Source organism: Amycolatopsis sp. NPDC051371 (assembly GCF_040682155.1).
Taxonomy (GTDB): Bacteria; Actinomycetota; Actinomycetes; order Mycobacteriales; family Pseudonocardiaceae; genus Amycolatopsis.
Map to the genome: position 1 here is coordinate 1 of NZ_JBFBAG010000028.1, position 23122 is coordinate 23122.

Annotated in this window: 19 protein-coding genes; 15 read left to right on the forward strand and 4 right to left on the reverse strand. The window is 72.6% G+C overall.

The window, feature by feature from the left end; genetic code table 11:
- Positions 1–320 precede the first annotated feature (320 nt).
- The 3 genes from AB0M59_RS30280 to AB0M59_RS30290 all read left to right on the forward strand — a co-directional run bounded on the left by AB0M59_RS30280 (position 321) and on the right by AB0M59_RS30290 (position 2490).
- Complete coding sequence (locus AB0M59_RS30280) at positions 321–830, forward strand: ATP-binding protein (protein WP_364621746.1); 510 nt, start codon at positions 321–323, stop codon at positions 828–830.
- Position 831: 1 nt separating this feature from the next.
- Positions 832–1797, forward strand: coding sequence for a DJ-1/PfpI family protein (locus AB0M59_RS30285; RefSeq protein ID WP_364621749.1), 966 nt, complete (start codon positions 832–834; stop codon positions 1795–1797).
- A gap of 66 nt (positions 1798–1863) precedes the next feature.
- Positions 1864–2490, forward strand: coding sequence for a response regulator (locus AB0M59_RS30290; RefSeq protein ID WP_364621752.1), 627 nt, complete (start codon positions 1864–1866; stop codon positions 2488–2490).
- On the opposite strand, the gene AB0M59_RS30295 is transcribed toward AB0M59_RS30290, so the two are convergent.
- Positions 2471–5863, reverse strand: coding sequence for an indolepyruvate ferredoxin oxidoreductase family protein (locus AB0M59_RS30295; protein WP_364621755.1), 3393 nt, complete (start codon positions 5861–5863; stop codon positions 2471–2473). The two genes, AB0M59_RS30290 and AB0M59_RS30295, sit on opposite strands and share 20 nt — an antisense overlap.
- A gap of 158 nt (positions 5864–6021) precedes the next feature.
- Here AB0M59_RS30295 and AB0M59_RS30300 point away from each other — a divergent pair, with 158 nt between their 5' ends.
- From AB0M59_RS30300 to AB0M59_RS30310, 3 genes are all read left to right on the forward strand, one after another.
- Positions 6022–6468, forward strand: coding sequence for an Lrp/AsnC family transcriptional regulator (locus AB0M59_RS30300; protein WP_284742675.1), 447 nt, complete (start codon positions 6022–6024; stop codon positions 6466–6468).
- Position 6469: 1 nt separating this feature from the next.
- On the forward strand, positions 6470–7207 hold the full coding sequence (locus tag AB0M59_RS30305; RefSeq protein ID WP_364621758.1) for a hypothetical protein: 738 nt from the start codon (positions 6470–6472) through the stop codon (positions 7205–7207).
- A gap of 174 nt (positions 7208–7381) precedes the next feature.
- Entirely contained in the window at positions 7382–8611 is a 1230-nt protein-coding gene (locus AB0M59_RS30310; RefSeq protein ID WP_364621760.1) for a DUF222 domain-containing protein, read from the forward strand.
- A 296-nt stretch (positions 8612–8907) separates the two neighbouring features.
- Here the strand turns inward: AB0M59_RS30310 and AB0M59_RS30315 are convergent, their stop codons facing one another.
- The 3 genes from AB0M59_RS30315 to AB0M59_RS30325 form a co-directional block, all read right to left on the reverse strand.
- Positions 8908–9906 (reverse strand): hypothetical protein, encoded by a 999-nt coding sequence (locus AB0M59_RS30315; RefSeq protein WP_364621763.1) that lies wholly within the window; start codon positions 9904–9906, stop codon positions 8908–8910.
- Positions 9907–10019: 113 nt separating this feature from the next.
- Positions 10020–11639: a thiamine pyrophosphate-binding protein gene (locus tag AB0M59_RS30320; protein ID WP_364621765.1), complete on the reverse strand. Its 1620-nt coding sequence runs from the start codon at positions 11637–11639 to the stop codon at positions 10020–10022.
- Positions 11636–12409, reverse strand: a complete 774-nt coding sequence (locus AB0M59_RS30325; RefSeq protein ID WP_364621767.1) for a cyclase family protein — start codon at positions 12407–12409, stop codon at positions 11636–11638. Before AB0M59_RS30325 ends, AB0M59_RS30320 begins: the two co-directional genes overlap by 4 nt.
- A 120-nt stretch (positions 12410–12529) precedes the next feature.
- Here AB0M59_RS30325 and AB0M59_RS30330 point away from each other — a divergent pair, with 120 nt between their 5' ends.
- The 9 genes from AB0M59_RS30330 (at position 12530) to AB0M59_RS30370 (ending at position 23059) form a co-directional block, all read left to right on the forward strand.
- Positions 12530–12925 (forward strand): GntR family transcriptional regulator, encoded by a 396-nt coding sequence (locus AB0M59_RS30330; RefSeq protein WP_364621769.1) that lies wholly within the window; start codon positions 12530–12532, stop codon positions 12923–12925.
- Positions 12926–12937: 12 nt separating this feature from the next.
- A complete protein-coding gene (locus AB0M59_RS30335) occupies positions 12938–13822 on the forward strand; it encodes an ABC transporter ATP-binding protein (RefSeq protein WP_364621772.1) in 885 nt (294 codons plus the stop codon).
- The gene (locus tag AB0M59_RS30340) at positions 13819–14790 is read left to right on the forward strand and encodes a transporter (protein WP_364621775.1); all 972 of its coding nucleotides are present in this window, start codon (positions 13819–13821) and stop codon (positions 14788–14790) included. The genes AB0M59_RS30335 and AB0M59_RS30340 overlap by 4 nt, the downstream gene beginning before the upstream one ends.
- A gap of 264 nt (positions 14791–15054) precedes the next feature.
- Positions 15055–16509: a serine protease gene (locus tag AB0M59_RS30345; RefSeq protein WP_364621778.1), complete on the forward strand. Its 1455-nt coding sequence runs from the start codon at positions 15055–15057 to the stop codon at positions 16507–16509.
- Complete coding sequence (locus AB0M59_RS30350; RefSeq protein WP_364621781.1) at positions 16506–18701, forward strand: tetratricopeptide repeat protein; 2196 nt, start codon at positions 16506–16508, stop codon at positions 18699–18701. Before AB0M59_RS30345 ends, AB0M59_RS30350 begins: the two co-directional genes overlap by 4 nt.
- A 4-nt stretch (positions 18702–18705) precedes the next feature.
- Positions 18706–20130, forward strand: coding sequence for a vWA domain-containing protein (locus AB0M59_RS30355; RefSeq protein WP_364621784.1), 1425 nt, complete (start codon positions 18706–18708; stop codon positions 20128–20130).
- Entirely contained in the window at positions 20127–21242 is a 1116-nt protein-coding gene (locus AB0M59_RS30360) for a hypothetical protein (RefSeq protein ID WP_364621787.1), read from the forward strand. Before AB0M59_RS30355 ends, AB0M59_RS30360 begins: the two co-directional genes overlap by 4 nt.
- A complete protein-coding gene (locus AB0M59_RS30365) occupies positions 21239–22525 on the forward strand; it encodes an extracellular solute-binding protein (RefSeq protein ID WP_364621790.1) in 1287 nt (428 codons plus the stop codon). The genes AB0M59_RS30360 and AB0M59_RS30365 overlap by 4 nt, the downstream gene beginning before the upstream one ends.
- Positions 22526–22537: 12 nt before the next feature.
- Positions 22538–23059: a CU044_2847 family protein gene (locus tag AB0M59_RS30370; protein WP_364621793.1), complete on the forward strand. Its 522-nt coding sequence runs from the start codon at positions 22538–22540 to the stop codon at positions 23057–23059.
- The last annotated feature ends 63 nt before the right edge of the window (positions 23060–23122 follow it).

Consider the following 23122-nt stretch of genomic DNA (forward strand, 5'->3'; position numbering starts at 1 on the left):
GCGGACCAGCTGGACATGGCGGTGCTCGGCTCCCTGATCGACCTGGTCTCCACCGTGCCGTCGCCCCCGGCGGTCCGGGCGGCGTTGGGGCGCTCGGTCAGGAGTCCGCGGCGGCTCGGCCCGATGGTCAGCAGCTGATGTCGTCGACGGCCTTCTGCCGCGCGTCCGGCAACCGTTCGGCGCGCGGATCCTCGCTTTCGACCACTTCGCCCATGGCCCCGACGGTAGCAACGCGAGCACAGCCGGTACCGTGCCGCCGGAGGCCGGGTGGCAAGATGCGGAAACCCGGACGGTCCGCACCTGGGCGAGGAAGGTCAGGTTTGAGCGCGCACACCTCCCAGATGGACGATATCCGGCTGGTCGCGCAACCGAGCGCGTTGCCGGTCACGGAACTGTTCGTCCGCCTGATTCTCACCGACTGGTCCCTGATGCCCATGCTGGAGCAGGTGACCGCCACCGCGAGACGGCTCGTCGAGACCGTGATCGACGCCGGCGACCCGCGGTCACCCTCCTTCGTGACGCTGCGGCTGCGGCTGCGCGCCGACGTGCTGGTGGTCGAGGTCGACGACGACGTCCCCGGGCTGCCGGAGCCGAAGGTCGCCGGGCCCGGCGAGCGCGTGGGCGTCACGCCCGGCGTCGGCGGGGCCCGCACGACCTGGTGCGAGCTGGAGCTGCCCGGCGGGATGAACGCGAAGCAGGTGCGCCTGCCGCGCCGGCAGGACCGCCGGACCCTCGTCGACGAGCCGGTCTCCGGCGACCCGGTGGCCGCGGACCCGGAGGTGCTGGAGCGCCTGCTTTCGCGGCTGAGCGGCTGGTCCGGCCAGAGCTGACGTGCGCAGCCGCCTTGTTCTCGTCGTGCTCTACGACGGCGTCCGGCTACTGGACGTCTCAGGGCCGCTGGAGGTCTTCGCCGAGGCCAACGAGCACGGGGGCCGGTATGAGCTGAAGACTGCGTCGCCCGGCGGGGCCGACGTCCGCGCCAACACCGGGACGCGCCTGGGCGCCGACCTCGACCTCGCGGCGGCCGACCCGCGCGGGGCGACCGTGCTGGTCCCCGGCGGCCCCGAGTGGGTCCGCACGATCGCCGACACCGAGCTCGTCGCGCAGATCCGGCGGCTGGCCGGTGGCGCGAACCGGACGGCGTCGGTGTGCGCGGGCGCGTTCGCCTTGGCCGCGGCCGGCGTTCTCGACGGCAGGCGCGCCACGACCCACTGGGACCTGACCGACCAGCTCGCCCGCCGGTTCCCCCGCGTGCGCGTCGACGGGGACGCGATCTTCGTCAAGGACGGCCCGGTGATCACCTCCGCGGGCGTCACCTCCGGCATCGACCTGGCCCTCGCGCTGGTCGAGGAGGACCTCGGCGCCGAGGTGGCCCGGCTGGTGGCCAAGCACCTGGTCGTCTTCCTGCAGCGGCCCGGCGGGCAGTCGCAGTTCAGCGTCCGGCTGGAGACGGGCCGTCCGCGCACCGAGGTGCTGCGGGCCGTGCTCGACGCCGTCGCGGCCGACCCGGCGGCGCCGCACACCCTCGGCGACCTGGCCGCCCGCGCCGGCGTCAGCGCGCGGCACCTCACCCGCCTGTTCCGCGAGGAGCTCGGCCGCACCCCCGCGCGGTTCGTCGAGCAGGTGCGGCTGGAATCCGCCCAGCAACAGCTGGAACGCACGACCGATCCCCTGGACGTCGTGGCCCGGCGATCGGGCTTCGGATCCGTCGAGACGCTGCGACGCGCCTTCGCCCGCGGCCTCGGCGTGACGCCCAGCGACTACCGGGCCCGCTTCCGGACCACGGGCATCGGCTGAACGCTTCCGCCGCCCGATCCGTGCATCCAGGCAGGGAGAGGACGTGGAGGCGAGGAGGCAGCCGTCGTGCGCATTGTCATCGCGGAAGAAGACGCCCTGCTGCGGGAGGGGCTGGTCCTGCTCCTGCGCAGCGAGGGGTTCGACGTCGCCGCCGCCGTCGACCACCCCGGGGACCTGCTGGCCGCCGTCGACGCGGTGGCCCCCGACCTGGCCGTCGTCGACGTCCGGATGCCGCCGACGTTCACCGACGAAGGCCTGCGGGCCGCCCTCGAAGCGCGCCGGCTCGCCCCTGGGCTGGCGATCCTCGCGCTTTCGGCGTTCGTCGAGGACGGCTACGCCGGCGACCTCCTGGCCGCCGGTGGGGGAGGCGCCGGGTACCTGCTCAAGGAGCGCGTCGGGAAGCCGGACGAGTTCCTCGACGCCCTGAAGCGCGTCGCCGCCGGGGGCACGGTGCTGGACCGCGACGTCGTCGCCGTCCAGCTGGCGAGACGGCGCCCCGGCGACCCGGTCACGACGCTCACCGCGCGCGAATGCGAGGTCGTCGCTTTGCTGGCCGAAGGCCATTCGGTGCCGACGATCGGCCGGCTGCTCGGCATCGGCACCGCCGCCGCCCGGCAGCACGCCGGGGACGTCAGCGCGAAGCTGCGCGTCCCCGACGAAGCCCAGGCGATGCTCAGTTACTTACGAGCGTGAGGACCTCGGCCTGCTTCTCCCGGTACCGGGCGACGTTGGCCAGCTTGACGTCCTCGTAGCCGCGCACCAGGTCCGGCAGCTCCGCCAGTGCCAGCACCCGGGCCCGGTCGACGTCTTCGGCGCGGAAGGCCCGCAGCACCGTCCCGCGGTAGTCCTCGATCAGCTCCCGCTCGACCCGCCGCACCTCGGCGCGGCCGAACGGGTCGAGGCGGGTGCCGCGCAGCTTGCGCAGCGCGTGCAGCACCCGGAACGCCGGCCGGAACCACGGGCCGAGGCTGATCTTGCGCTTCATGCCGAGCGCCCGCAGGACCGGCGGGTGCAGGCGGAAGGCGTACTTCGTGCCCTCGCCGAACTGCTCCTCGAGATCCGCCGTGAAGGCCGGGTCCAGCGACAGCCGCGCGACCTCGTACTCGTCCTTGTAGGCCATCAGCTTGTACAGGTGCTTCGCGACCGCCTCGGTGATCTCCGTCGGCCCGTCCTCGAGCACCCGCACCTGCTCGACGAACTCCGCGTACGCCCGCGCGTACCGCTCGTCCTGGTAGGCGACCAGGTCCGGGATCCGGACGTCGAGCAGCCGGGCCAGCTCCGACTCCGGCGCCGCCTGCACCAGCTTCCGGGCGGCGGGCTGCTCGACCGGACGCACGGGAGCCGGCGGTGTCACGAGCGCGTCCGGGTCCGCCACCAGCTGGCGGCCGCGGCGGAAGGCCTGCAGGTTCGCGGCCACCGCGGTGCCGTTCAGCTCGATCGCGCGCTCGATCACCGCGGCCGGCAGCCCGATCGCGCCGGTCTGGAAGGCCGCGCCGAGCTGCAGCACGTTGGCGAACTGGTCGTCGTCGAAGAGCTCCTCGGCCAGGCCGCGGGCGTCGAGGGAGACCGTGCGTTTTGCCGCCGCTTCCAGTGGTGCCAGGACGCTGCCGGGGTCGGGGAACGCCACCGTCGTGTCGACGACCATCCGGCCGGTCGGTACCTCGGTGGTCGAGACGACCGCGGTGGTGCGGGAGGCATCCGCCACGCCCAGGTTCGCCGCGTCCGCCCCGACCAGCGCGTCGCACGCCAGGTAGAGGTCGCACTCGCCGGTGGCGAGCTTCGGGGCCTGCTCGACCGGCTCCGCCGTCACCTTCAGGTCGGAGACGACCGCGCCGCCCTTCTGCGCCAGCCCGGTCTGGTCGAGCGTGCGGACGTGCCGCCCGTCGAGCACCGCGGCGGTGGCGAGGATCTGCGTCACGGTGACCACGCCGGTGCCGCCGATCCCGGTGATCCGGACGGTGAAGTCCTTCTTCGTGGTTGCCGGAGCAGGGACCGCGTCCGCGGCCAGCTCACCGAGCTTCCGGCGCTGCTTCTTCCCGGTCGGCACCACGGTGACGAACGAAGGGCAGTCCCCGGCCAGGCACGAGTAGTCGACGTTGCACGACGACTGGTGGATCGCGGTCTTGCGGCCGAACTCGGTCGCCACCGGCTGCACCGACAGGCAGTTCGACTTGGTGCCGCAGTCGCCGCAGCCCTCGCAGACGCGCTCGTTGATCACCACTCGGGTCGCAGGCGCGGTCTGCTTGCCGCGACGGCGTTTCCGCCGCTTCTCCGCCGCGCACTCCTGCTCGTGGATCAGCACGGTGACGCCCTTGATGGCGGCCAGTTCCTCTTGCGTGCTCAGAAGTTCGGTGCGGTCGCGGACGTCGACGCCGGCGGGCAGCTTCCGCCGCCGCAGCTTCGCGGGCGCGTCACTGGTGATGACGACCCGCTTGGCGCCCTCGACGAGCAGCAGCTCGGCGACCTTCTCCACCGGCAGCCCGCCGACGGCGTCCTGGCCGCCGGTCATCGCCACTGCGGAGTTGTAGAGCAGCTTGTAGGTGATGTTCACGCCCGCGGCGACCGCCGCGCGCACGGCGAGGCTGCCGGAGTGGGTGAACGTGCCGTCGCCGATGTTCTGGACGAAGTGCTCGGCCTCCACGAACGGCGCCATGCCGATCCACTGCGTGCCCTCGCCGCCCATCTGCGTCACGCCGAGGACGGTGCCGACCTGGTCGGGCTCCATGAACAGGGCCATCGTGTGGCAGCCGATGCCGCCGCCGACCAGCGTGCCCTCGGGGACCTTCGTCGACGAGTTGTGCGGGCAGCCCGAGCAGAAGTACGGCGTCCGCGCGAGCAGCGGGACGGAGATGCGCTCACGGCGGCGGCGCGTTTTGTAGGTGTCCACCGACGGGATGCCCTCGGGCAGCCGCCGGGCCAGGCCGGTCGCGACGCCGTCCGGGTCCAGCTCGCCGAGCTCGGTGAACAGCGTCCGGCCGTCGCGGTCCTTCTTGCCGGTGATCGCGGGCGCGCCGGGGACGCCGTAGAGGACCTCCTTGAGGGCGGTCTCGACGAACGCGCGCTTCTCTTCGACGACGATGATCTCGTCGAGCCCGTCGGCGAACTCGCGGACGATCCCGGGTTCGAGGGGGTGGATCGCGCCGAGCTTGAGGACGCGGATGCCGTGCTTCGCCAGGGCTTCCGCGTCGAGCCCGAGGGAGCGGAACGCCTGCTGGAGGTCCAGGTAGGACTTCCCGGCGGAGACGATGCCGATCCGGTCGGCCGGTCCGCGCGCGGTGATCCGGTTGATGCCGGCCGCGCGCAAGTAGTCGAGCACGAGCGGCAGCCGGACGGTGAAGAGGCTGCGTTCCAGTTCGGCGAGGCTCGTGCCGAGCAGACGTGACGTCGGCGTGTGGCGGTAGGCCTTCTCGAGTTCGGGCGCGGTCCATTCTGGACTCACCGTCGCGGTGCCCGAAGCGTCGGCGACGTTGGCGACGACCTTCAGCGACGTCCACACGCCGGCGGCGCGCGACAGCTCGACCGCGTGCATCCCGAGGTCGAGGACGTCCTGGGAGTCGGCCGGGTAGAGGATCGGGATCGCCAGGTCGGCGAGGGCGAGCTCGGACGCGCACGGGACGGTCGAGGACTTCGCGTTCGGATCGTCGCCGACCAGGGCGACGGCGCCGCCGCGCGGGTCGGTGCCGGCCAGGTTGGCGTGGCGGAGGGCGTCGGTGGCGCGGTCCAGGCCGGGGGCCTTGCCGTACCAGAACCCGGTGACGCCGCGCCGCCCGCCGGCGCCCGCGACGAGCTGGCTGCCCATGACCGACGTCGCGGCCAGCTCCTCGTTGAGGCCCGGCCGGTGGACGACGTCGTGCTTCTCCAGCAGCTTCGCGCGGCGGCCGAGCTCGAGGTCGTAGCCGGCCAGCGGCGAGCCCTCGTAGCCCGAGACGAACACGGCGGGGTCGCCGCCGCGGGCGCGGTCGTGGCGGACGCGGTCGAACAGCAGCCGGACCAGGGCCTGCACCCCGCTCAGGTGCACGGTCCCGGCCTCTCGCAGGTACCGGTCGTCCAGCGTGAACGTCTCCACGGCGCGGGCCTCCTTCGCGTCGGTTGTGCTTCCGGGCACAGTGCGACGCGGACCACAGCCACGCAACAGCCGGAGCCGGATCAGGGTGTCACACGCAAAGTTCAGCGTATCCAGTGACTGAGTGGTCCTGATTTTTGCGTCCGTTTACGCTCGGACGCATGACCGAAGAGCTGCTCGACGCGACCGACCACGAGATCCTCGGCCTGCTGCGCGAGGACGCCCGCCGGACGCTGTCCGACATCGCCGGCCGCGTCACGCTGTCGACGGCCGCGGTCAAGCGCCGGATCGACCGGCTGCGCGAGACCGGCGTGATCACCGGGTTCACCGTGCAGGTCGACCACGCGAAGCTGGGCTGGGGGATCGAGGCGTTCACCGAGCTGCGGTTCGTCGGGAACACGAAGGTCGCCGAGATCCTGCGCACGACCACGCGGATGCCCGAGGCGCAGGCGGTGTTCACGATCGCGGGCGACCCGGACGCGCTGGTGTGGCTGCGGGTGCGCGACATGGCCCACCTGCAGAAGACGATCGACGAGATCCGCCGTCACCACCAGGTGACCGGCACGAAGACGCTGATCGCCCTCGAATCCTGGTCGCGGGGGAACTGAGGTGCTCGTGACGCTGGCCGAGCGTCCTGACCTTGCTTCGGCCACCTACGCGATCCCGTACCCGCCCGGCTCGGCGAAGTTCATGGCCGGCAGCCTCGCGAGCCTGCTGGTGCGCGGCCGCCGGGTGGCGCGGCTTTGGCCGCACCTGGTCGTCGCGATGCTCGATCCCGCGTGCGACCGGCCGGTCGCACGCGGGATCATGGTGCCGTTCCGCGGGCGCGGGTCGTTGCCGGCGCGGGGCTGGGACGAGGTGGCAGTGTGGGCTGCCGAAGACGCGCTCGACGAGGTGACTCCCGATACCGCCTGCGCGCTGGAGATCGCTGTGCATCCGGAGCACCAGGGTCGGGGCCACTCCCGGACGGTGCTGGAGGGGATGCGCTCGGCTGCTGCGTCTGCCGGGCTGGGAGCGCTCGTGATTCCGGTTCGGCCGCCGGACAAGGCCGCCGTTCCTTCGATGCCGATGTCGGACTATGTCGCCGAGACGCGCGCGGACGGTCTGCCTGCTGACCGATGGCTGCGTACTCATGTGCGTGCCGGTGGTCGGGTCGAGGCTGTTGCCCCTTGCTCGGCGACGGTTCAGGCGCCTCTTTCGGATTGGCGGCTTTGGACTGGGTTGCCTTTCGATCGTGATGGCGTTGTCTTTGTTGCTGGTGCGCTTGGGCCCGTGTTCGTCTCGGCTTCGGAGGGCTTTGCGGTGTACGTCGAACCCAACGTTTGGGTTTCGCATCGGGTCGGGTGATTCCTTTTTACTGATACGGCTTCGCCGGGGCGTGGGAAATCGGCGCTTCTTGTTGTTGCTTCCTGCTCGGTGCTGGAGCGCCGATTCCCCACGCAACGGTGCCCCTGCCGGAGTTCATAGTGGATCACCCGGTCGTGTGGTGACCAGGCGTTCGACCGCCGGTAATCTTGGTGTGTGGACAGCGAAACGGTGTGGAAAGCGGATGCGGTGGCCCTGGCCGACCGCATCTCCACCCTGCTCACCGTCGCTCGGTCTGCCGAGGCCGAGATCGGTTCACTGCTGGCGGAAATCGAGTCGCGCGGTGTCATGGAACTCTTCGGATACCGCTCTGTCGCACGGCTTTACGAGCACCTCGCCGACATCCCCAAAGCTGCCGCCGAGACCGTCGTCAAACGAGCCAGAGCCCTCACCTCCAGCCACACCCTCGACGGCACCCCGATCCCCGCCGTCGCTCTCGCCACCGGCGCCGCCGCGCTGGACGGTCGGCTGAGCACCCCGATGATCGACACCATCGTCGGCGTCATGACCCAAATCCCGCCCGAACACCGCGACAAGGCCGAACAGCACCTGCTGACCTTCGCCTCCGAGGCCGGATACAAGCAGGTCGCCGCCCTCGGGACACGCATCCTGGCCCACCTCGACCCCGACGGCGCCGCACCCGACTCCGCTGAACCGGCCACCCCGAATCGCGAACTGTCGTTGCGCCGCAAAAGAACCGGGATCTGGGAACTGAACGGCCGCTTCGACGACGAAACCGGCACCCGAGCCAGCGCCCTCCTCGACTCGCTCGCGCAACGCCGCACCACCGACGAAGGCCCCGACCTCCGCTCCCCGCAGGAACGTTACGGTGATGCGTTCTCCGACGCGATCGACCTCGCGTTGAACTCCTCAGACCTGCCCATGCAGGCCGGTGAACGAGCCCACGTCATGGTCGCGGTGTCGTTGGAGGACTTGAAGTCCGGCGTCGGCCGGGCCATCCTCGGCGACCTCGGGACGATGTCCGCGGCCGAAGCCCGGATCCACGCCTGTGACTGCAAGCTCATCCCCGCGGTGCTGGGCACGAAGAGCGAGCCTCTCGACCTGGGTCACCAGCGCCGCTTGATCTCCACACCGCTGCGCCACGCGCTGTACCTGCGCGACCGCGGCTGCGCGTTCCCCGGCTGCCACCGCCCACCGCGGCACTGTCAGGGACACCACATCCGCCACTGGGCCGACGGCGGCCCCACGGAACTGGGCAACCTGGTCCTGATGTGCGCCCACCATCATCGGCTGTTGCACCGCTCGGGCTGGCAAGTCCGCATAGCGGCCGACGGGTTGCCCGAGTTCCTGCCACCGGTGTTCCTGGACAAACGCCGAAAACCCAGGCGCAACAACCTCCACCAACCACTGCCGTTCGCGGCGTGAACAACCACACATGGGAAAGGCCTGCAGCCAACCGGCTGCGGGCCTACACCCACGCCCTCGACCACGCCGCCATCGCTCCGACGACAGCCATCGGCTCTGGGGCTATACCCGCCGCGCCACACGGCCGCGTTCATCACCCGGACCACGGCCCTGCCGTCTCGGCGCATTTCTCCCCGCCTCGGCACCTCATAGCGGCGCGTCCGACCAGCCCGGCGAAGCTGCGGCCTCGCCGCCGAAATCTGGCGACGTGGAGTGGAGTCCGCCACCGACGGATTACCCAGGCGCGACAACCAGAACTAGCCGTGGATCAGCACCCCGGACGACCGCTCCCGCTCGAAAAAGGTCTCCGGCCATTCGAGTCCGTCCGGCGGTGTGTCGAGGGCCGTCGCTCGGCGGCGGAGCTCGTTCAGGTAGTCCGTGTCGAGGATCGCTCGCGCCGACAACGGCTCCCGTAGCAGGAGGTCGGCGGGACCCTCGTACAGGTACGCGTCCACTCCCGGGTAGCCCTGGGTGCCCGGCGGGTAGTCGCGGTTCGTCGGGAAGTACGTCGTCTCGAGCGTTCCCAGCCAGGAACCCGCTACCGGGGTCAAGGACGGCCATGAGCCCAGGCGCTGTTCCAGGCGGGCGTTGTCCGAGGTGAACCCGTAGTGGTCGGCGACGACGTACGCCGCGCCGGGGTACTCGCGCTCCAGCTGGGCGACCGCTCCGCTGCCGCCGTTGTGCATCAAGTGTCCCAGCCCGAACAACATCAGCGACTTGCGGTGCTTCTGCAGCACCTGCGTCTTCACCACGGACACGATCGACGCGTCGCGGTCGTAGAACGGTTCCATGTCCGCCGGCGCGTGGATGCGGCTCCAGTCGATCGGTGGGTCGCACGCCAGCACGCGGATCTTCCGTGCGGGCGGCAGCGTCGTGTTGACCTGTCGCACCAAGGCGAAAAGCTGTTCGTAGAACGTCGAGAAGCCGCAGCTCGGCTGGGTTGTGTCCCGCCAGACGCGGCTGATGTCCGGCACGTCGGCGCCGGCGATGTAGGCGTCCAGTATCGGCTGGAGACGCGAATTTCCGCATTCCACGGCGATGTCGTTCACGCGGCCCGGGAAGCGCGGGTCGCGGATCAGGTCGAACAGGAACGTGCCGGCGTCCGGGCTGGACTTCGCGACGATCGAATGCGTGTCGAGTGCGGCGAGCAGGGCGCCGGCGGCGTCGGATGGTGGCCGGGGCTGACCCGCGTCGGCGGGTGCGGCCACCAGCGTGGCGGCCGCGAGCACGGCCAGGACGGTTTTGAACAAGCGCATGACAGCTCCCCAGGACGTATACCTGCTGTCCTACGACAGTAGGACAACTCGGCCAGCATCCAGCTCCACCCGGGCCACTGTCAAGGCCGGGTCAGCGCCGGGTCAGCACTGGATCAATGCCGGAACGCCTCCGCGAGCCACCACGATCCGCCGTCGTCGGCGATCTTCGCGTCGATGACCAGCGGCTCGCTGCGCGGACCCGCGAGCCACTCGCGCACCGCGAAGAGGTCTTCGGCCGACCGGACCGTCACGCCCGCGCAGCCGAAGCCGCGGCCGATCGCGGCGAGGTCGGAGTCGGGGAACCGGACCGTGGTCATGTCGGCGTCGCCGAAGTGGTGGACCTCCGCGCCGTACGCCGCGTCGTTGTAGACGATCACCACCAGCGGCAGGCCGAGGCGGACCGCGGTGTCCAGTTCGGACAGTGCCATGTGGAACCCGCCGTCGCCGGTGCCCAGCACCGGCAGCCGGTCCGGGCGGGCGAGCGCCGCGCCGATCGCCGTGCCCAGGCCCAGCCCGATGCTCTGGAACGCCTGCGTGAAGCAGAACCCCTGCTCGTCGGGCACCGACAGGTACGCGCTCGGGTAACCCATGAAGTTGCCGGAGTCGATCGAGACGATGCGCTCCGCGGGCAGCAGTTCGTCGAGCAGCTTGCTCAGCGTCCGCGGGTCGATCCGGCCGCCCCGGGAGAGGTCGTCGTGCTCGACGTCGTTCCAGCGGCCGGCCGCGATCCGGGCGGCGACCTCCTCGGTGCGGTAGCCCTGCTGCTCCTTCGCCACAGCCAAGACGTCGACGGCGGTGCACGCGACGTCGCCGACGACCCCGAGGTCGAGCGGCCGGTGCGCGCCCAGCGCACTCTGCTCGACGTCGACCTGGACGAGCTTCGCGTGCGGGCTGAGCAGCTTCCCGTGCCGGGTGGTCCACATGTTCAGCGCGCAGCCCCAGCCGACGACGAGATCCGCGCCGACGATCAGCTCGGCAGCCAGAGGTGACGCGAACCCGCCCGAGATGCCGAGCGCGAACTCCTCGCCGTGGAAGAGCCCGTGCGCGACGGCCGACGTCGCCAGCAGCGCGCCGCACCGGGAAGCCAGCTCCCGCAACGGTTCCCGGCTGCCCCGGGCGCCACGGCCGGCGATGAACACCGGTCGTTCGGCAGCGTCGAGGAGGTCCGCCAGCGCGGCCACGGCGTCGGCATCCGGCCGGAGCACCGCGGGCCCGGGGATCGACGGCAGCGAGGACTGCGACGGCGCGGGCTCGGCCTGGACGTCGAGCGGCAGGTTCAGCACGACCGTCCGGCGCTGCTGCCGCGCGGTCCGGAAGGCGCGCACGGTGTCGGCGACCGCGCTCGCGGCCGAGTGCACGCGCTCCGGCACCGCGCCGACCGCCGTGGCCAGCCCGTCCTGGTCGACGCGGAAGTTCGACAGCACCGACGCGCCGGCCGAGTCGGCGGTGAGCACGAGCATCGGCGTCCGGCTCTTGGCCGCCTCGGTGATGCCGGTCATCGCGTTGGTCAGCCCGCAGCCCTGGTGCAGCGACAGCACCGAGACCTCGCCGCTCATCCGGGCGTAGGCGTCGGCCATGCTCGCCGCGCCGCCTTCGTGGCGGGCGGCGACGAACCGGACGCCGCCCGCGCGCAGTGCGTTCGTCACCTCGAAGTTGCCGCTGCCCACCACCCCGAACGCGGCGCCGACGCCGAGGCCGGCCAAGGTGCGGCCGACGAGTTCGGCGACGTTCACCGCTCCACCAGAGCCAGCACGCGGGCCGGGCTGCCGGACCCGCCGACGATCGGCAGCGGCGAGACCACCAGCAGTGTCCCGGTCGGCGGCAGCGAGGCGAGGTTCTGCAGCTGCGTCAGGCCGTGCTTCCCGGCGCCCAGCAGGAGTTCGTGGCACGGGAACATCGGGTCGAGGGCGGGCGCCTGGCCCGCGTCGGTGCCGACGGTCTCGACGCCGAGCCCGGTGATCGGGGTCTCCTCGGCGAGCCACCGCGCGCACTCGGGCGAGACGCCGGGGGCGTGCGACCCGGCCTCGTCGGCGTTGAGGAACCGCTCCTGGTCGTCGCTGCGCGCGTCCCAGCCGGTGCGGTAGAGCAGCCAGCCGCCGTCGGGCAGCGGGCCGTGCTCGGCCGTCCAGGCGCGGACGTCGTCGATCGAGAGCAGGAAGTCCGAGTCCTCCGAAGCGCGCGCCGAGAAGTCCAGCACGATCGCGGGCGCGACCAGGGTCTTCAGCGGCACCTGCGAGACGTCGTGACCATCCTTTCCGGACACCCAGTGGACGGGGGCGTCGAGGTGGGTGCCGGTGTGCTCACCGGTGTGGATGTCGTTCCAGTACCAGCGCGGGCCGCGCTCGTCGTAGCGGCTGATCTCCTCCAGCCGGAACGGGATGGTGTTGGCGAACGGCTCCGGCAGCTGCAGGATCGGCGTGCTCGCGCTCAGCGGAGCGGTGAGGTCGACGATCTCGATCGTCCCCTCGGTGATCGCCTTGCTCAGTCCGTCCAACAACGACATGCCTGCCTCCTGGTGCCGGGGGTGCGTCCCGATCGAGACCCTATGCCCGGCGGGCGCTCCTTGACAGCGACGCGTTCGCGGGTGTTGTCTTAATGTCGTAAGACAATAGGAAGGTGTCGGGTGATCGAGTTCGTCCTGGACGGCCGCTCGCGGGTCGCCACGTACATGCAGCTCGTCGTCCAGGTGAAGCAGTCGCTGCGGGTCGGCCTGCTGCGCCCCGGCGACCAGCTGCCGAAGGTGCGGTCCGTGGCCGAAGCGCTGGCGATCAACCCGAACACCGTGCTCAAGGCCTACCGCGAGCTGGTCCTGGAGGGGCTCGCGGAAGGCCGGCCGGGGGTGGGCACGTTCGTCACCGGCAGCCTGGCCGGGCCGTCGCTGGGCAGCCAGGGGCAGCTGCGCGACGAGCTGGTGGCCTGGCTGGAGCGCGCCGAAGCCGCGGGGATGTCGGCCGACGACATCGCCGCCCTGATCGAGACCACGTTGCGCGGCACCCCGGTGCCCCGCAACCTTGCGTAGGGAGTTCCGGAGATGGAGCTGGCCGTGCAGGCCCGGGCGCTGGGCAAGCGCTACGGGCGCACCTGGGCGTTGCAGGACTGCGCGCTGGAGGTGCCCGCCGGGCGGATCGCCGCGCTGGTGGGCCCGAACGGCGCGGGCAAGACGACGTTGCTGCACCTGGCCGTCGGGCTGCTGCGGCCCGACGCGGGGGAGGTGCGCGTGTTCGGCCGCGACCCGCGGTCCGTGCTCCCCGAAGTCGGGTTCGTCGCGCAGGACACCCCGCTGTACCGGGACTTCACCGCGGCGGAGCTCGTCACCATGGGCGGCAAGCTGAACCGCCGCCGCTGGGACGCCGCGCTGGCCCGCGAACGGCTCGCCATGCTCGGCATCCCGCCGGACAAGCGGGTGGGCAAGCTGTCGGGCGGGCAGCGGGCGCAGGTCGCGCTGGCGCTGGCCCTGGCCAAGCGCCCGCGGCTGCTGCTGCTCGACGAGCCGATCGCGAGCCTGGACCCGTTGGCGCGCCGCGAGTTCATGCAGGCGCTGATGGGCGCGGTGGCCGAGAGCGAGACGACCGTCCTGCTGTCCTCGCACCTGCTCGCCGACCTCGAACGCAGCTGCGACTATCTGGTCGTCCTGCAGCAGTCCCGCGTCCAGCTGACCGGCGCGGTCGATGAACTGCTCGAGACGCACCGCACGCTGGTCGGCCCACGGGCCGGCAGCGAGTCCATCGCCGGCGTGGCGAAGGTCGTCCGCGCGAGCCACACCGAACGCCAGTCGACGCTGCTCGTCCGCCGCGGCGACGGGCCGATCGATCCTTTGTGGACGGAGCACGAAGTGACCTTGGAAGACCTGGTGCTGGCCCACCTGGCCGAAGCCGAGACCCGCGTCGCCGCGACCGCCTGGGAGGTGCCGGCATGATCTGGCTGACCTGGCGCCAGCACCGCAAGCAGGCGCTGTTCACGCTCGGCGCCCTGGTCGCGCTCGCCGCGATCATGGTGCCCACGGGCCTGGCGATGCACACGAAGTTCGACAGTCTCGGCCTGCCCGCCTGTCGCGCCGCGCTCGGCAGCGCGTCGTTGATCACCCAGACCGAGGAGGTCGGCCGCTGCGGCAGCCTCGGCCACCAGTTCGAGCAGCAGTTCGGCGGCATGGCGTTCGTCGCCGTGCTGTTCGTGGTCCTGCCGGTGCTGGTCGGCGTGTTCTTCGGCGCGCCGCTGGTCGCCCGCGAGGTCGAGCAGGGCACCCACCGTCTCGTGTGGACCCAAGGCGTCAGCCGCCTCCACTGGGCCCTGGTGAAGTTCGGCTTCGTCGGCGGGATCACCGTGGTGCTGGCGGTCGTGTACGCGCTCGGCGTCTCGTGGTGGTTCGAGCCGCTGGTCACCGCGAGCACCGGGCGGCTGGGCTACTTCTCCTTCGACGTCCAGGGTGTCGTCCCGATCGCGTACACGCTGTTCGCTTTGGCGCTGGGCGTCTTCGCGGGGACGTACTGGCGCAAGGTGCTGCCCGCCATGGGGATCGCGCTGGTCGGCTTCGCGGCGATCCGCGTCGCGATCGAGGTCCTGGCCCGGCCGCGCTACCTGCCCGCGCGGGCGCTGACGTTCTTCCCGGACGGCAACCAGACGCCGAACACGGCGTCGGGCGACTGGGTGCTGTCCCAGGGCGTCCGCAACGCGGCGGGGGAGATGGTGCTGCCCAACGCCGAGATCGGCCCGTGCGGCCCCGGCGGCTGCGGGCCGAGCGAGGCCGGTCCCGGCGCGTACAACTGGCTGCAGTACCAGCCGGGCGACCGGTTCTGGGCGTTCCAGGGCATCGAGACGGGGATCTTCGTCCTGCTGACGGCGGCGCTGGTGTACTTCGCGCTGCGCCGGTTGCGCACGATCGCCTGACTGAATCGCCGAACCAGAGGGGGCCGTTTCCCACCGGACACCGCGCAGGGTGGTGAGTTGCCCACGGCGGCTCGGTGCGCCTGCGGCCGATCGGGTGGTCTGCCGGGGAAAGCGGGCGAACGGGGCCCGGACGGTCGGTGCGCCGCCGTAAGGTCGCTCACGGTGAGGGAGCACGACGGAGATAGTTCCGCTGGGCGCGCGGGGGACTCGGAACCGTGGCGGGTGTGCTTGCTGGACTCGTCGGGCCGGGCACTGGGTGCCGGCATGCTGCTGGGCGAATCCACGATCCTGACCTGCGCGCACGTGGTGCAGGCCGCCGGGGAGGAAGCGCTTTCGCCCGATTGCCCGGCCGGCCGGCTCGTGGTCCGCTTCGTCGGCCTCCCCGGGACACCGGAGACGTACGCGGGCGTCCGGCCGGGGTGCTGGGTACCGCCGCTGGCCGACGGCCGCGGGGACATCGCGCTGCTGGAGCTGAGCGAGGCGTTCCCCGGCGTGCCGGGCGCGCCGCTGGTGCGCCTCGGTGCCGTCCGCGACCGGGTGGTCCACACCTACGGTTTCCCGCCGCCGCACCAGCACGGCGTGTGGGTCAACGACGCCGAGCTGGCCGGCCCGGCCGGTGCGGGCAGCGAGTGGATCCAGCTGAACTCGAAGCCGCCCGGGGAACGGGTCCGCCGCGGGTTCAGCGGCGCCGGGGTGATCGACAAGGCCACCGACGCGGTGCTCGGCATGGTCGTCACCGAATACACCGACGAACGGCTCGGGCTCGCTTACCTGATCCCCGTCGAGTCGATCGTCCGGCACGTCCCGGAGGTCGCCCGGTGGGTGGGCGAGCCGCCGCGGACGCCGTCGGGCCCGCTGGTCGTCGTCATCGGCGACCGCGACTCGGCGGTGGTCCGGGACTTCCTGACCCAGGTCCGGCGCGAGCGCCGCGGGTCCCGCCCAGGCAGGGGCGAGCGGCTCGCCGCGATCGTCGACGCCACCGGCAAGACCGCCGGCGAGGTGGCCGAGAGCGTCAGCGCCGGCATCAGCACCGAGGAGGTCACCACGGTGCTCGCGACCAACCCGGAGGACGTCGCCGTGGCGGTGGCCGGGGTCGACGCCGCCCGCGCCCCGGAGGAGGTCCTGACCGGCGCGGTGAAACCGTTGATGGACAAGGGAGCCACCGTGCTCGTCCAGTTCAGCCGGCCGGACTCGCCCGGCGTGCACCTGGCCCGCCGCTGGGAAAGCGAGCGGAACGCGCGCCGGCTGGACCGGCTGGCGTTGCTGGTCGAGATGGTGGAGCACGAGGAGGAACGGACGCGCGAGCGGGCCGCCCAGGTCGGCACGCACGCGCACCCCGCGGCCGAGGTGCCCGGCCCCGCCGCGGACCTGCGCCTGCGGCTGGCCGCGCTGCGCTCGGCGGGCGAGCGCATCGACCCCGGCCGCGTCCGGCGCGCGCTGACGGTGACCGAGCGCGACGCCGAGGCGGCCCGTCGGGAGCTCGTCCGGCTGCACGCCGACCTCGACGCGCACGCGGCCCGGCACGACGAGTTGCTCGGACGGCTGCGCGCCTACAACGCGAAGGCGACCGACGCGGGCCTGATGGAAGACGAGGAGCTGGCCGGGCTGTACCGCCCGGCGATGGCGGCGCTCGCCGCGGTGCCCGGTGATCCGGTTACCGCGGCGGAGCTGGTCGAGCGGTACGTGCGCGCGGTCCGCCACCGGCTGGCGGGCGCATGACCGCCGAGCCGGTGTGGTGCCACGGGAAGCCCGTCGGGCCGATGGGGTTCTGCGAGGTGTGCGGCCACCGCCGGGTGCCGGTCGAGGCGCCGTCGGTCGCGCTGAGCACGCCCGCGCCGGAAAGCACGCGGCGCAGTGTCGAGCTCTGGAGCGGGGAGACCGACTTCCACTCGCTGCCCGCGGTCGAGGTCCCGGATCCCGAGAAGCTCGTCCTCGCCGACCCGGACTACCCCGAACAGCACCGGTTCTGCGGCCGCTGCGGAGCACCCGTCGGCCGCGCCTACGCCGGCGAACCCGGGTTCGCCGAGGGGTTCTGCGAGGGCGAGAACTGCGGCGAGCCGTTCTCCTTCCTGCCCAAGCTTTCGCCCGGGGAACGCGTCGGCGACCGCTACGAGGTCCTCGGCTGCTTCGCCCGCGGCGGGCTCGGCTGGGTGTACCTGGCCGCCGACACCGCGCTCGGCGGCCAGCACGTCGTGCTCAAGGGTGTGATCAACAGCGAAAGCGCGATGCTGCGCGCGCTCGCGCGGGTCGAGCGGGACGTGCTCATCCGGCTCGACCACCCGAACATCGTGCGGATCAGCGACTTCGTCGAGCACACCCCGCCCTCCGGCGGCGAGCCCGACACCTACCTGGTGATGGAGTACGTCGGCGGCCGGTCGTTGCGTGACCTCCTCGTCAAGGGCCCGCCGCCGCGCGTCGAGCACGTCATCGTCTACGGCCGGGCGATCCTCGGCGCGCTGGACTACCTCCACGGCGAGGGCCTGCTGTACTGCGACATGAAGCCGGAGAACGTGATCCACGGTGACAAGCGTGTGAAGGTCATCGACCTCGGCGCCGCCCGCGCGATCGACGACTCGGCGAACCCGAGCGTCGGGACCGAAGGGTTCCAGGTGCCGGCGCACGAGCTCACCCGGCACGGCCTGACCGTCCGGTCCGACCTGCACACCGTGGGCCGGACGCTGCAGGTGCTGCTGGACGCCGCGAGCGAGGACGCCGACCCGGACCGGGTCGCCGGCGGCCTCGACTCCCTGCGCCTGGTCCTCGAGCGCGCGGTCGCGCCGTTCGAGCGGCGGTTCGCCACCGCCTCCGAAATGGCCGAGCAGCTCGACGGCGTGCGCCGGGAAATCCTTTCGCTGCGCGACGAACGGCCGCGCCCGATGCCGTCGGCGCTGTTCGAGGACACCGCGGAACTGCTCGACGACGGCCTCGGCGCGGTGCCCGGCCTCGACCGCTGGGTCGCTGCCGCGGCCCGTGGCGGAGCGCTGGACCCCGGGCTGCCGGGCGCGGCCGACGGGGCCGGCCGGCTGCCGATCCCGCGGGTCGCGCCGGACGACCCGGCGGCGGAGTTCATCGCCGCCGCGGGCGCGCCCGGGCCGCACCGCTGGCTGGGCAAGCTCGCGTTCTTCGGCGAACGCTCGGTCGAAATCGAGTTCGCCCGGACCCGGGCGCACATCGCGGTGGGCGACTCCGACCGCGCGGCCGTGGCCTTGTCGGCGGCGGAGGAGCTGCTCGGGCCCGAGGCCGCGCGCGACTGGCGGGCGGCCTGGCACCACGGGCTGCTGGCGCTCGTCCGCGGCGACGCCGAGCCGGCCGCGGCCGCGTTCGACCGGGTGCACCGCGCCTGGCCGGGCGAGATCGCGCCGAAGCTCGCGCTCGGCTTCTGCGCGGAACTGCGCGGGGACACCGGGCAGGCCGAGCGCTGCTACCGGTCGGTGTGGCACCGCGACCACAGCCAGGTCAGCGCGGCCTTCGGCCTGGCCCGGGGCTACCTGCGGGATCGGGGCCGCGACGCCGCGGTCACCCTGCTCGACGCCGTCCCGCCGATCTCCCGCCACTACGACGCCGCGCGGATCGCCGCGGTGCGGATCCGGGCGGCCCGCCTGCCGTCCGGGCCGCCGGGCCGGACGGACCTCGCCGACGCGGCGCGGCGGCTGCCCGAGCTCTACCTCGACGGCGAGTCCCAGGACCGGCTGGAGACGCTCGTCCGCGAAGCCGCGCTCGACGCCCTCGGCGACGGCGCCGAGCCGGGCTGGGACGGCGGTGCCCTGCTCGGCGAGCGCGTCACCGACCGCGGGCTGCGCACGCTGCTGGAACAGTCCCTGCGCCGGCTCGCCGAGCGGGCTCGCGACCGCAACGAGCACGGCGTGCTCGTCGACCTCGCCAACTCCGTCCGGCCGAAGACGAGAAGGTGATCGGATGCCCGAGACCCCGTCGTTCACCCTGCAGCTGAGCCAGAACAAGTACCTGGCGCCGTCGGACGAGCGGATGGACGCCGTCCTTACCGTCCGGGTGGGCGACGCCGCGGCGCCGGTGGCGGGCGGCCCGCCGCAGACCGCCGAACTGCTGCTGGTGGACTGTTCCAGCTCGATGGACTGGCCGCCCACGAAGATCGAGGCGGCGCGGCACGCCTGCCGGGTCGCCGTCGACTCCCTGCGCGACGGCGTGCTCTTCGGGGTGGTGGAGTGCACCGCGCACGCCGGGCTGGTCTACCCGGCGACCCCGGAGCTGGCCGTGGCCGGCGCGCGAACCCGGCACGAGGCGAAGGCGGCGGTCTCCGGCCTCATCGCCGGCGGCGGTACCGCGATGAGCCAGTGGCTGGACCTGGCCCGGGAGCTCTTCACCCGCAATCACACGGCGATCCGGCACGCCGTGCTGCTCACCGACGGCAAGAACGAGTCCGACCGCATGGGCGCGCTGGAGGCCGCGCTCGACCGCTGTCGAGGCGAGTTCGCTTGCGACGCAAGGGGAATCGGCGACGACTGGGAGCCGCGGGACCTGCAGCGCATCGCCTCCGTGCTGCGCGGCAGCGCCGACGCGGTGCTGGAGGACGCCGAGCTGGCCGGGGACTTCCGGCGGCTGGTCGAGCAGGCGATGGGCCGGACGGTGCCCGACCTGCGGCTGCGGCTGACCACGATGCCGTACAGCCGCCTGCGGTTCGTCAAGCAGGTCTTCCCGACCGAGGTCGATCTCACCGCGCAGTGTCACTCCGGCGGCCGCGCGCTCGAATTGCCCACCGGTGCGTGGGGCGACGAGCAGCGCGAGTACCACCTCTGCCTCGACGTCGACGCGGCGGAGCTGACCCGCCACGAAGACCGGCTGCTGGGCACGGTCACCCTGCTCGAGGGCGCGGACACCGTGGTGAGCGACCAGCTCCCGGTCGTCGGCTACCTGACCGACGACCTGGCGCTGTCGAGCGTGCCGGACGAGAACGTCGCCCGCATCACCGGGCAGGCCGAGCTGGGCCGGGCGGTCCGCGCGGGCTGGGACGCCTTCGAGCGCGAAGACCGGGCGGAGGCGGCGCGCGAATGGGGCACTGCGTACCGGCTGGCCACCGACCTCGGCAACGCGGAGATCCTCAAGCGGCTGGGCCGGTTGATCGACGTCCGCGACGACGGTGCCGTCGCGATCAGGGACGGCGTCCGCCCGCGCGACGGGTTTTCGCTCGTGCTCGGGTCGACCATCTCCACCTACACGGCCGAACCCGTCGTCGTGCCGGCTCGCCCCGAGGACGGTGGCGCGCCGCGCGAATGCGTCCACTGTGGACACAAGGCGCGGCCGTCGGCGAAACGCTGCGGGCGGTGCGGTGAACTGTTCGAGGATCCGGCGGGAGCACCCTCGTGAGCGCGACGAGCACCACGCGCCAGACCCTGTGGTGGCTGCGATTGGGGCTGGTGGCCGGCAGCGCGCTGGTCCTGGTGACGGCGCTGGCGACCTTCCTCGGGGTACGGGCCAGCATCGCCGAGGTGCGCGAGCGGACCGCGCCCGCCGTGCTGGAGGTGTCGCTGGCCAAGGAGGCGCTCGTGGCCGCCCACGACGCCGCGGTGTCCGCTTTCGAGCACGGCCAAGCGCGCCTGACCGGGCCCAGCGAGCAGTACGAGGACGAGATCGCGCGCGCCGGCCAGCAGCTCGCCCAGGTCGCCGAGCACAACGCGGCCGGCGAGCAGGGCAGCCAGACCCTGCGGCTCATCGAAGGGCTGCTGCCCGCGTACAACAGCTTCATCGGGCAGGCCGACGCCCACTTCCGGCAGGACGACGGCGGCGCGCTCGCCGCGAGCAAGCTGCAGTCCGCGTCCGATCTGCTGACCGCGAAGGAAAACGGCATCCTCGCGCGGCTCGACGCCTTGGCCGCCGCCCAGCGCGCCGCGCTCGACCAGCAGCTCGGCACCGACTGGCTCGACCCCGCGATCACGCTGCTGTGGGCGTTGCCGCTGCTGCTCCTGCTGGTGTTGCTGGTGTGGGCCCAGCGGTTCCTCGCCCGCCACTTCCGGCGGACGGTGAACTCGGCGCTGTTCGCCGCGACGGCGGGCTCGGTGCTGCTGGGCGTCGGGACGGCGCTGCTGCTCGGGGTCCAGTCCGGCGCCCGGGACAGCGGTGCCGCGCTGGAGCGGACGGTGGACGCGCGGTCCGCGGCGACGACGGCGACCGCCGGTCACGCCCAGTGGACGCTCGCGAAGGTGCTGGTCGCCTCCTGCGGTCCCGGAGGAGCCGCTACCTGCGGGGAGACGGTGGCCGCGTTCGCCGCGGCGACGCCCGCTCCGCCCACCGTCCCGCCCGCGGCCCCCGCCGACGTCGACGAGTCGGCACTCCTGGGACCGGGGCTCACCGAACCGGGCTGGAACGGCCTGCTCGGCTACGGGATTCCCGTGCTGGCCGCGGGAATCGCGGTGCTGATCGTGGGCGGCCTGCAACCCCGGCTCGACGAATACCGGTTCCGTGGGGCGAGAAGCCGATGAGGAGACGCCTCGCCGTCGTGGTGCTGGCCGCCGCGCTGGCGGCCGGGGTGCCCGGCTGCTCGGGCGAGTCCGGCGCGGAGGTCGTGACCGTGCTCGGTTCGTGGACGGGTGACGAGCAGGCCGCGTTCCAGCGCGTGCTCGACGGCTTCACCCGGGAGACCGGGATCCCGACGCGGTACCAGGGCACCCGCGCGCAGAACCAGGTGCTGCGCGGCGACCTGCAGCAGGGCACTCCGCCCGAGGTGGCGGTGCTGTCCAACCCGGCCGAGCTCGCCGGGTACGCGCGTTCGGGCGAACTGAAGCCTCTCGACGCCATCCTGGGTGCGGAAGCGGCCCAGGCGTACAGCCGGCCGTGGCTGAAGCTGCAGCAGCTCGGGCTCGGCGCGATGTACGCGGTCGCGGTCAAGGCCGACCTGAAGAGCATCGTCTGGTACGCGCCGAAGACGTTCACCGGGCCGGAACCGGCGACGTGGGACCAGCTTCTGACGACGTCGCGGCAGCTCACCGCGAGCGGGCAACGGCCTTGGTGCCTCGGCATGGGTGCCCCGCCGAACTCCGGGTTCCCGGGCACCGACTGGATCGAAGACATCCTGCTGCACCGTGCCGGTCCGCGGGTCTACAGCGACTGGGCGGCGGGCACGCTGCCGTGGACGGACCCGGCGATGCGGGCCGCGTGGCAGAGCTGGGGCGAGCTGGTCCTGGCGCCGGACGCGGTCCGCGGCGGCAGCACGGCGGCGTTGCTGACGTCGTTCGCCGACGCCGGCAAGGCGATGTTCGCCGAGCCGCCGGGGTGCGTGTGGGAGCACCTGGGCTCGTTCGCGATCGGCGGGTACGGCGCGCTCCCGGGGCCGCCCGTGCCCGACCGCGACTTCCGGTTCTTCCCGTTCCCGGGCGCGGGTGCGGGCCCGTCCGAGGTCTCGGCCGACCTCGCGGCGATGTTCCACGACACGCCGGGCGCGCGCCGGCTCATGGTGTACCTGGCCAGTGAGGCGGGCCAGCGGATCTGGCCGTCGGGCGGGACGACGTTCTCGGTGCACCAGCGGCTCGTCGGCCAGGGCGTCTACGGCAGCGACGTGACCCGGCGCATCGCGACGACCCTGGCCCAGGGCACCGACCTGTGCTTCGACGCGTCGGACCTGATGCCGTCGGCGATGAGCAGTGCGTTCTACCAGGCGGTGCTGGAGTACCTGGCCCACCCGGACCGGCTCCCGACGCTGCTCGCCGAGCTGGACTCGGTGCGCGTCGGCATCGGCCGGGAGCAGTGGCTGGACCTGCCTTGTTGACCGTTCCGACCGATGGAGGACTCCTTGCCGGACTTCGTGCGTTTCCCGCTGGCCGACGGCGGATCGGTGGTCGTCGAGGTGGAGGTGGAGCCGGGCTTGGAGCGCGCGTCGGTGCCGTCGGGGGTACTCCGCAAGGCGACGACGACGTTCGAGCACGCACTGAGCGAAGTCCGCGCGGCAGCGGGCGCGGCGCTGGCCCAGTTTCGCGACCTGGGCCCGGACGAGGTGGAGCTCAAGTTCGGCGTCAAGCTGGACGCCCAGGCCGGCGCGGTGATCGCGCGGACGGGGCTGCAGGGGCAGTTCGAGGTGAAGCTCAAGTGGGTGCGCGGGGCGGTGGAGGGGTCCACTGAGGACAGTGCGGAGGAGGCGCCTGCCAACCCGGCGGCGGGCGCCGCGACCGGGGCCGGTTCGGCGGGAAGCGGCCCTGTCACGGCAGGCAACCCCGCGGCAGACAACCCCGCGGCGGGCAATCCCGCGGCGGCCCACGACCCGGCGGCGTCCGAGGGCGACCCGGCCTCGTCGAACGTGCCGTAGCCCGCCGCGGATCCGGTCCGCTGACGTCTTGAATGAGTCATTCAGGACCTCCGAAGACCTGAA

Excerpts from the sequence above, each read along its gene's own strand:
- AB0M59_RS30345 (WP_364621778.1), top strand. The coding sequence starts at position 15,055 with ATGCTGCTGGGCGAATCCACGATCCTGACCTGCGCGCACGTGGTGCAG.
- AB0M59_RS30300 (WP_284742675.1), top strand. The coding sequence starts at position 6,022 with ATGACCGAAGAGCTGCTCGACGCGACCGACCACGAGATCCTCGGCCTG.
- AB0M59_RS30355 (WP_364621784.1), top strand. The coding sequence starts at position 18,706 with ATGCCCGAGACCCCGTCGTTCACCCTGCAGCTGAGCCAGAACAAGTAC.
- AB0M59_RS30315 (WP_364621763.1), bottom strand. The coding sequence starts at position 9,906 with ATGCGCTTGTTCAAAACCGTCCTGGCCGTGCTCGCGGCCGCCACGCTG.
- AB0M59_RS30365 (WP_364621790.1), top strand. The coding sequence starts at position 21,239 with ATGAGGAGACGCCTCGCCGTCGTGGTGCTGGCCGCCGCGCTGGCGGCC.
- AB0M59_RS30335 (WP_364621772.1), top strand. The coding sequence starts at position 12,938 with ATGGAGCTGGCCGTGCAGGCCCGGGCGCTGGGCAAGCGCTACGGGCGC.
- AB0M59_RS30325 (WP_364621767.1), bottom strand. The coding sequence starts at position 12,409 with ATGTCGTTGTTGGACGGACTGAGCAAGGCGATCACCGAGGGGACGATC.
- AB0M59_RS30370 (WP_364621793.1), top strand. The coding sequence starts at position 22,538 with ATGGAGGACTCCTTGCCGGACTTCGTGCGTTTCCCGCTGGCCGACGGC.
- AB0M59_RS30350 (WP_364621781.1), top strand. The coding sequence starts at position 16,506 with ATGACCGCCGAGCCGGTGTGGTGCCACGGGAAGCCCGTCGGGCCGATG.
- AB0M59_RS30340 (WP_364621775.1), top strand. The coding sequence starts at position 13,819 with ATGATCTGGCTGACCTGGCGCCAGCACCGCAAGCAGGCGCTGTTCACG.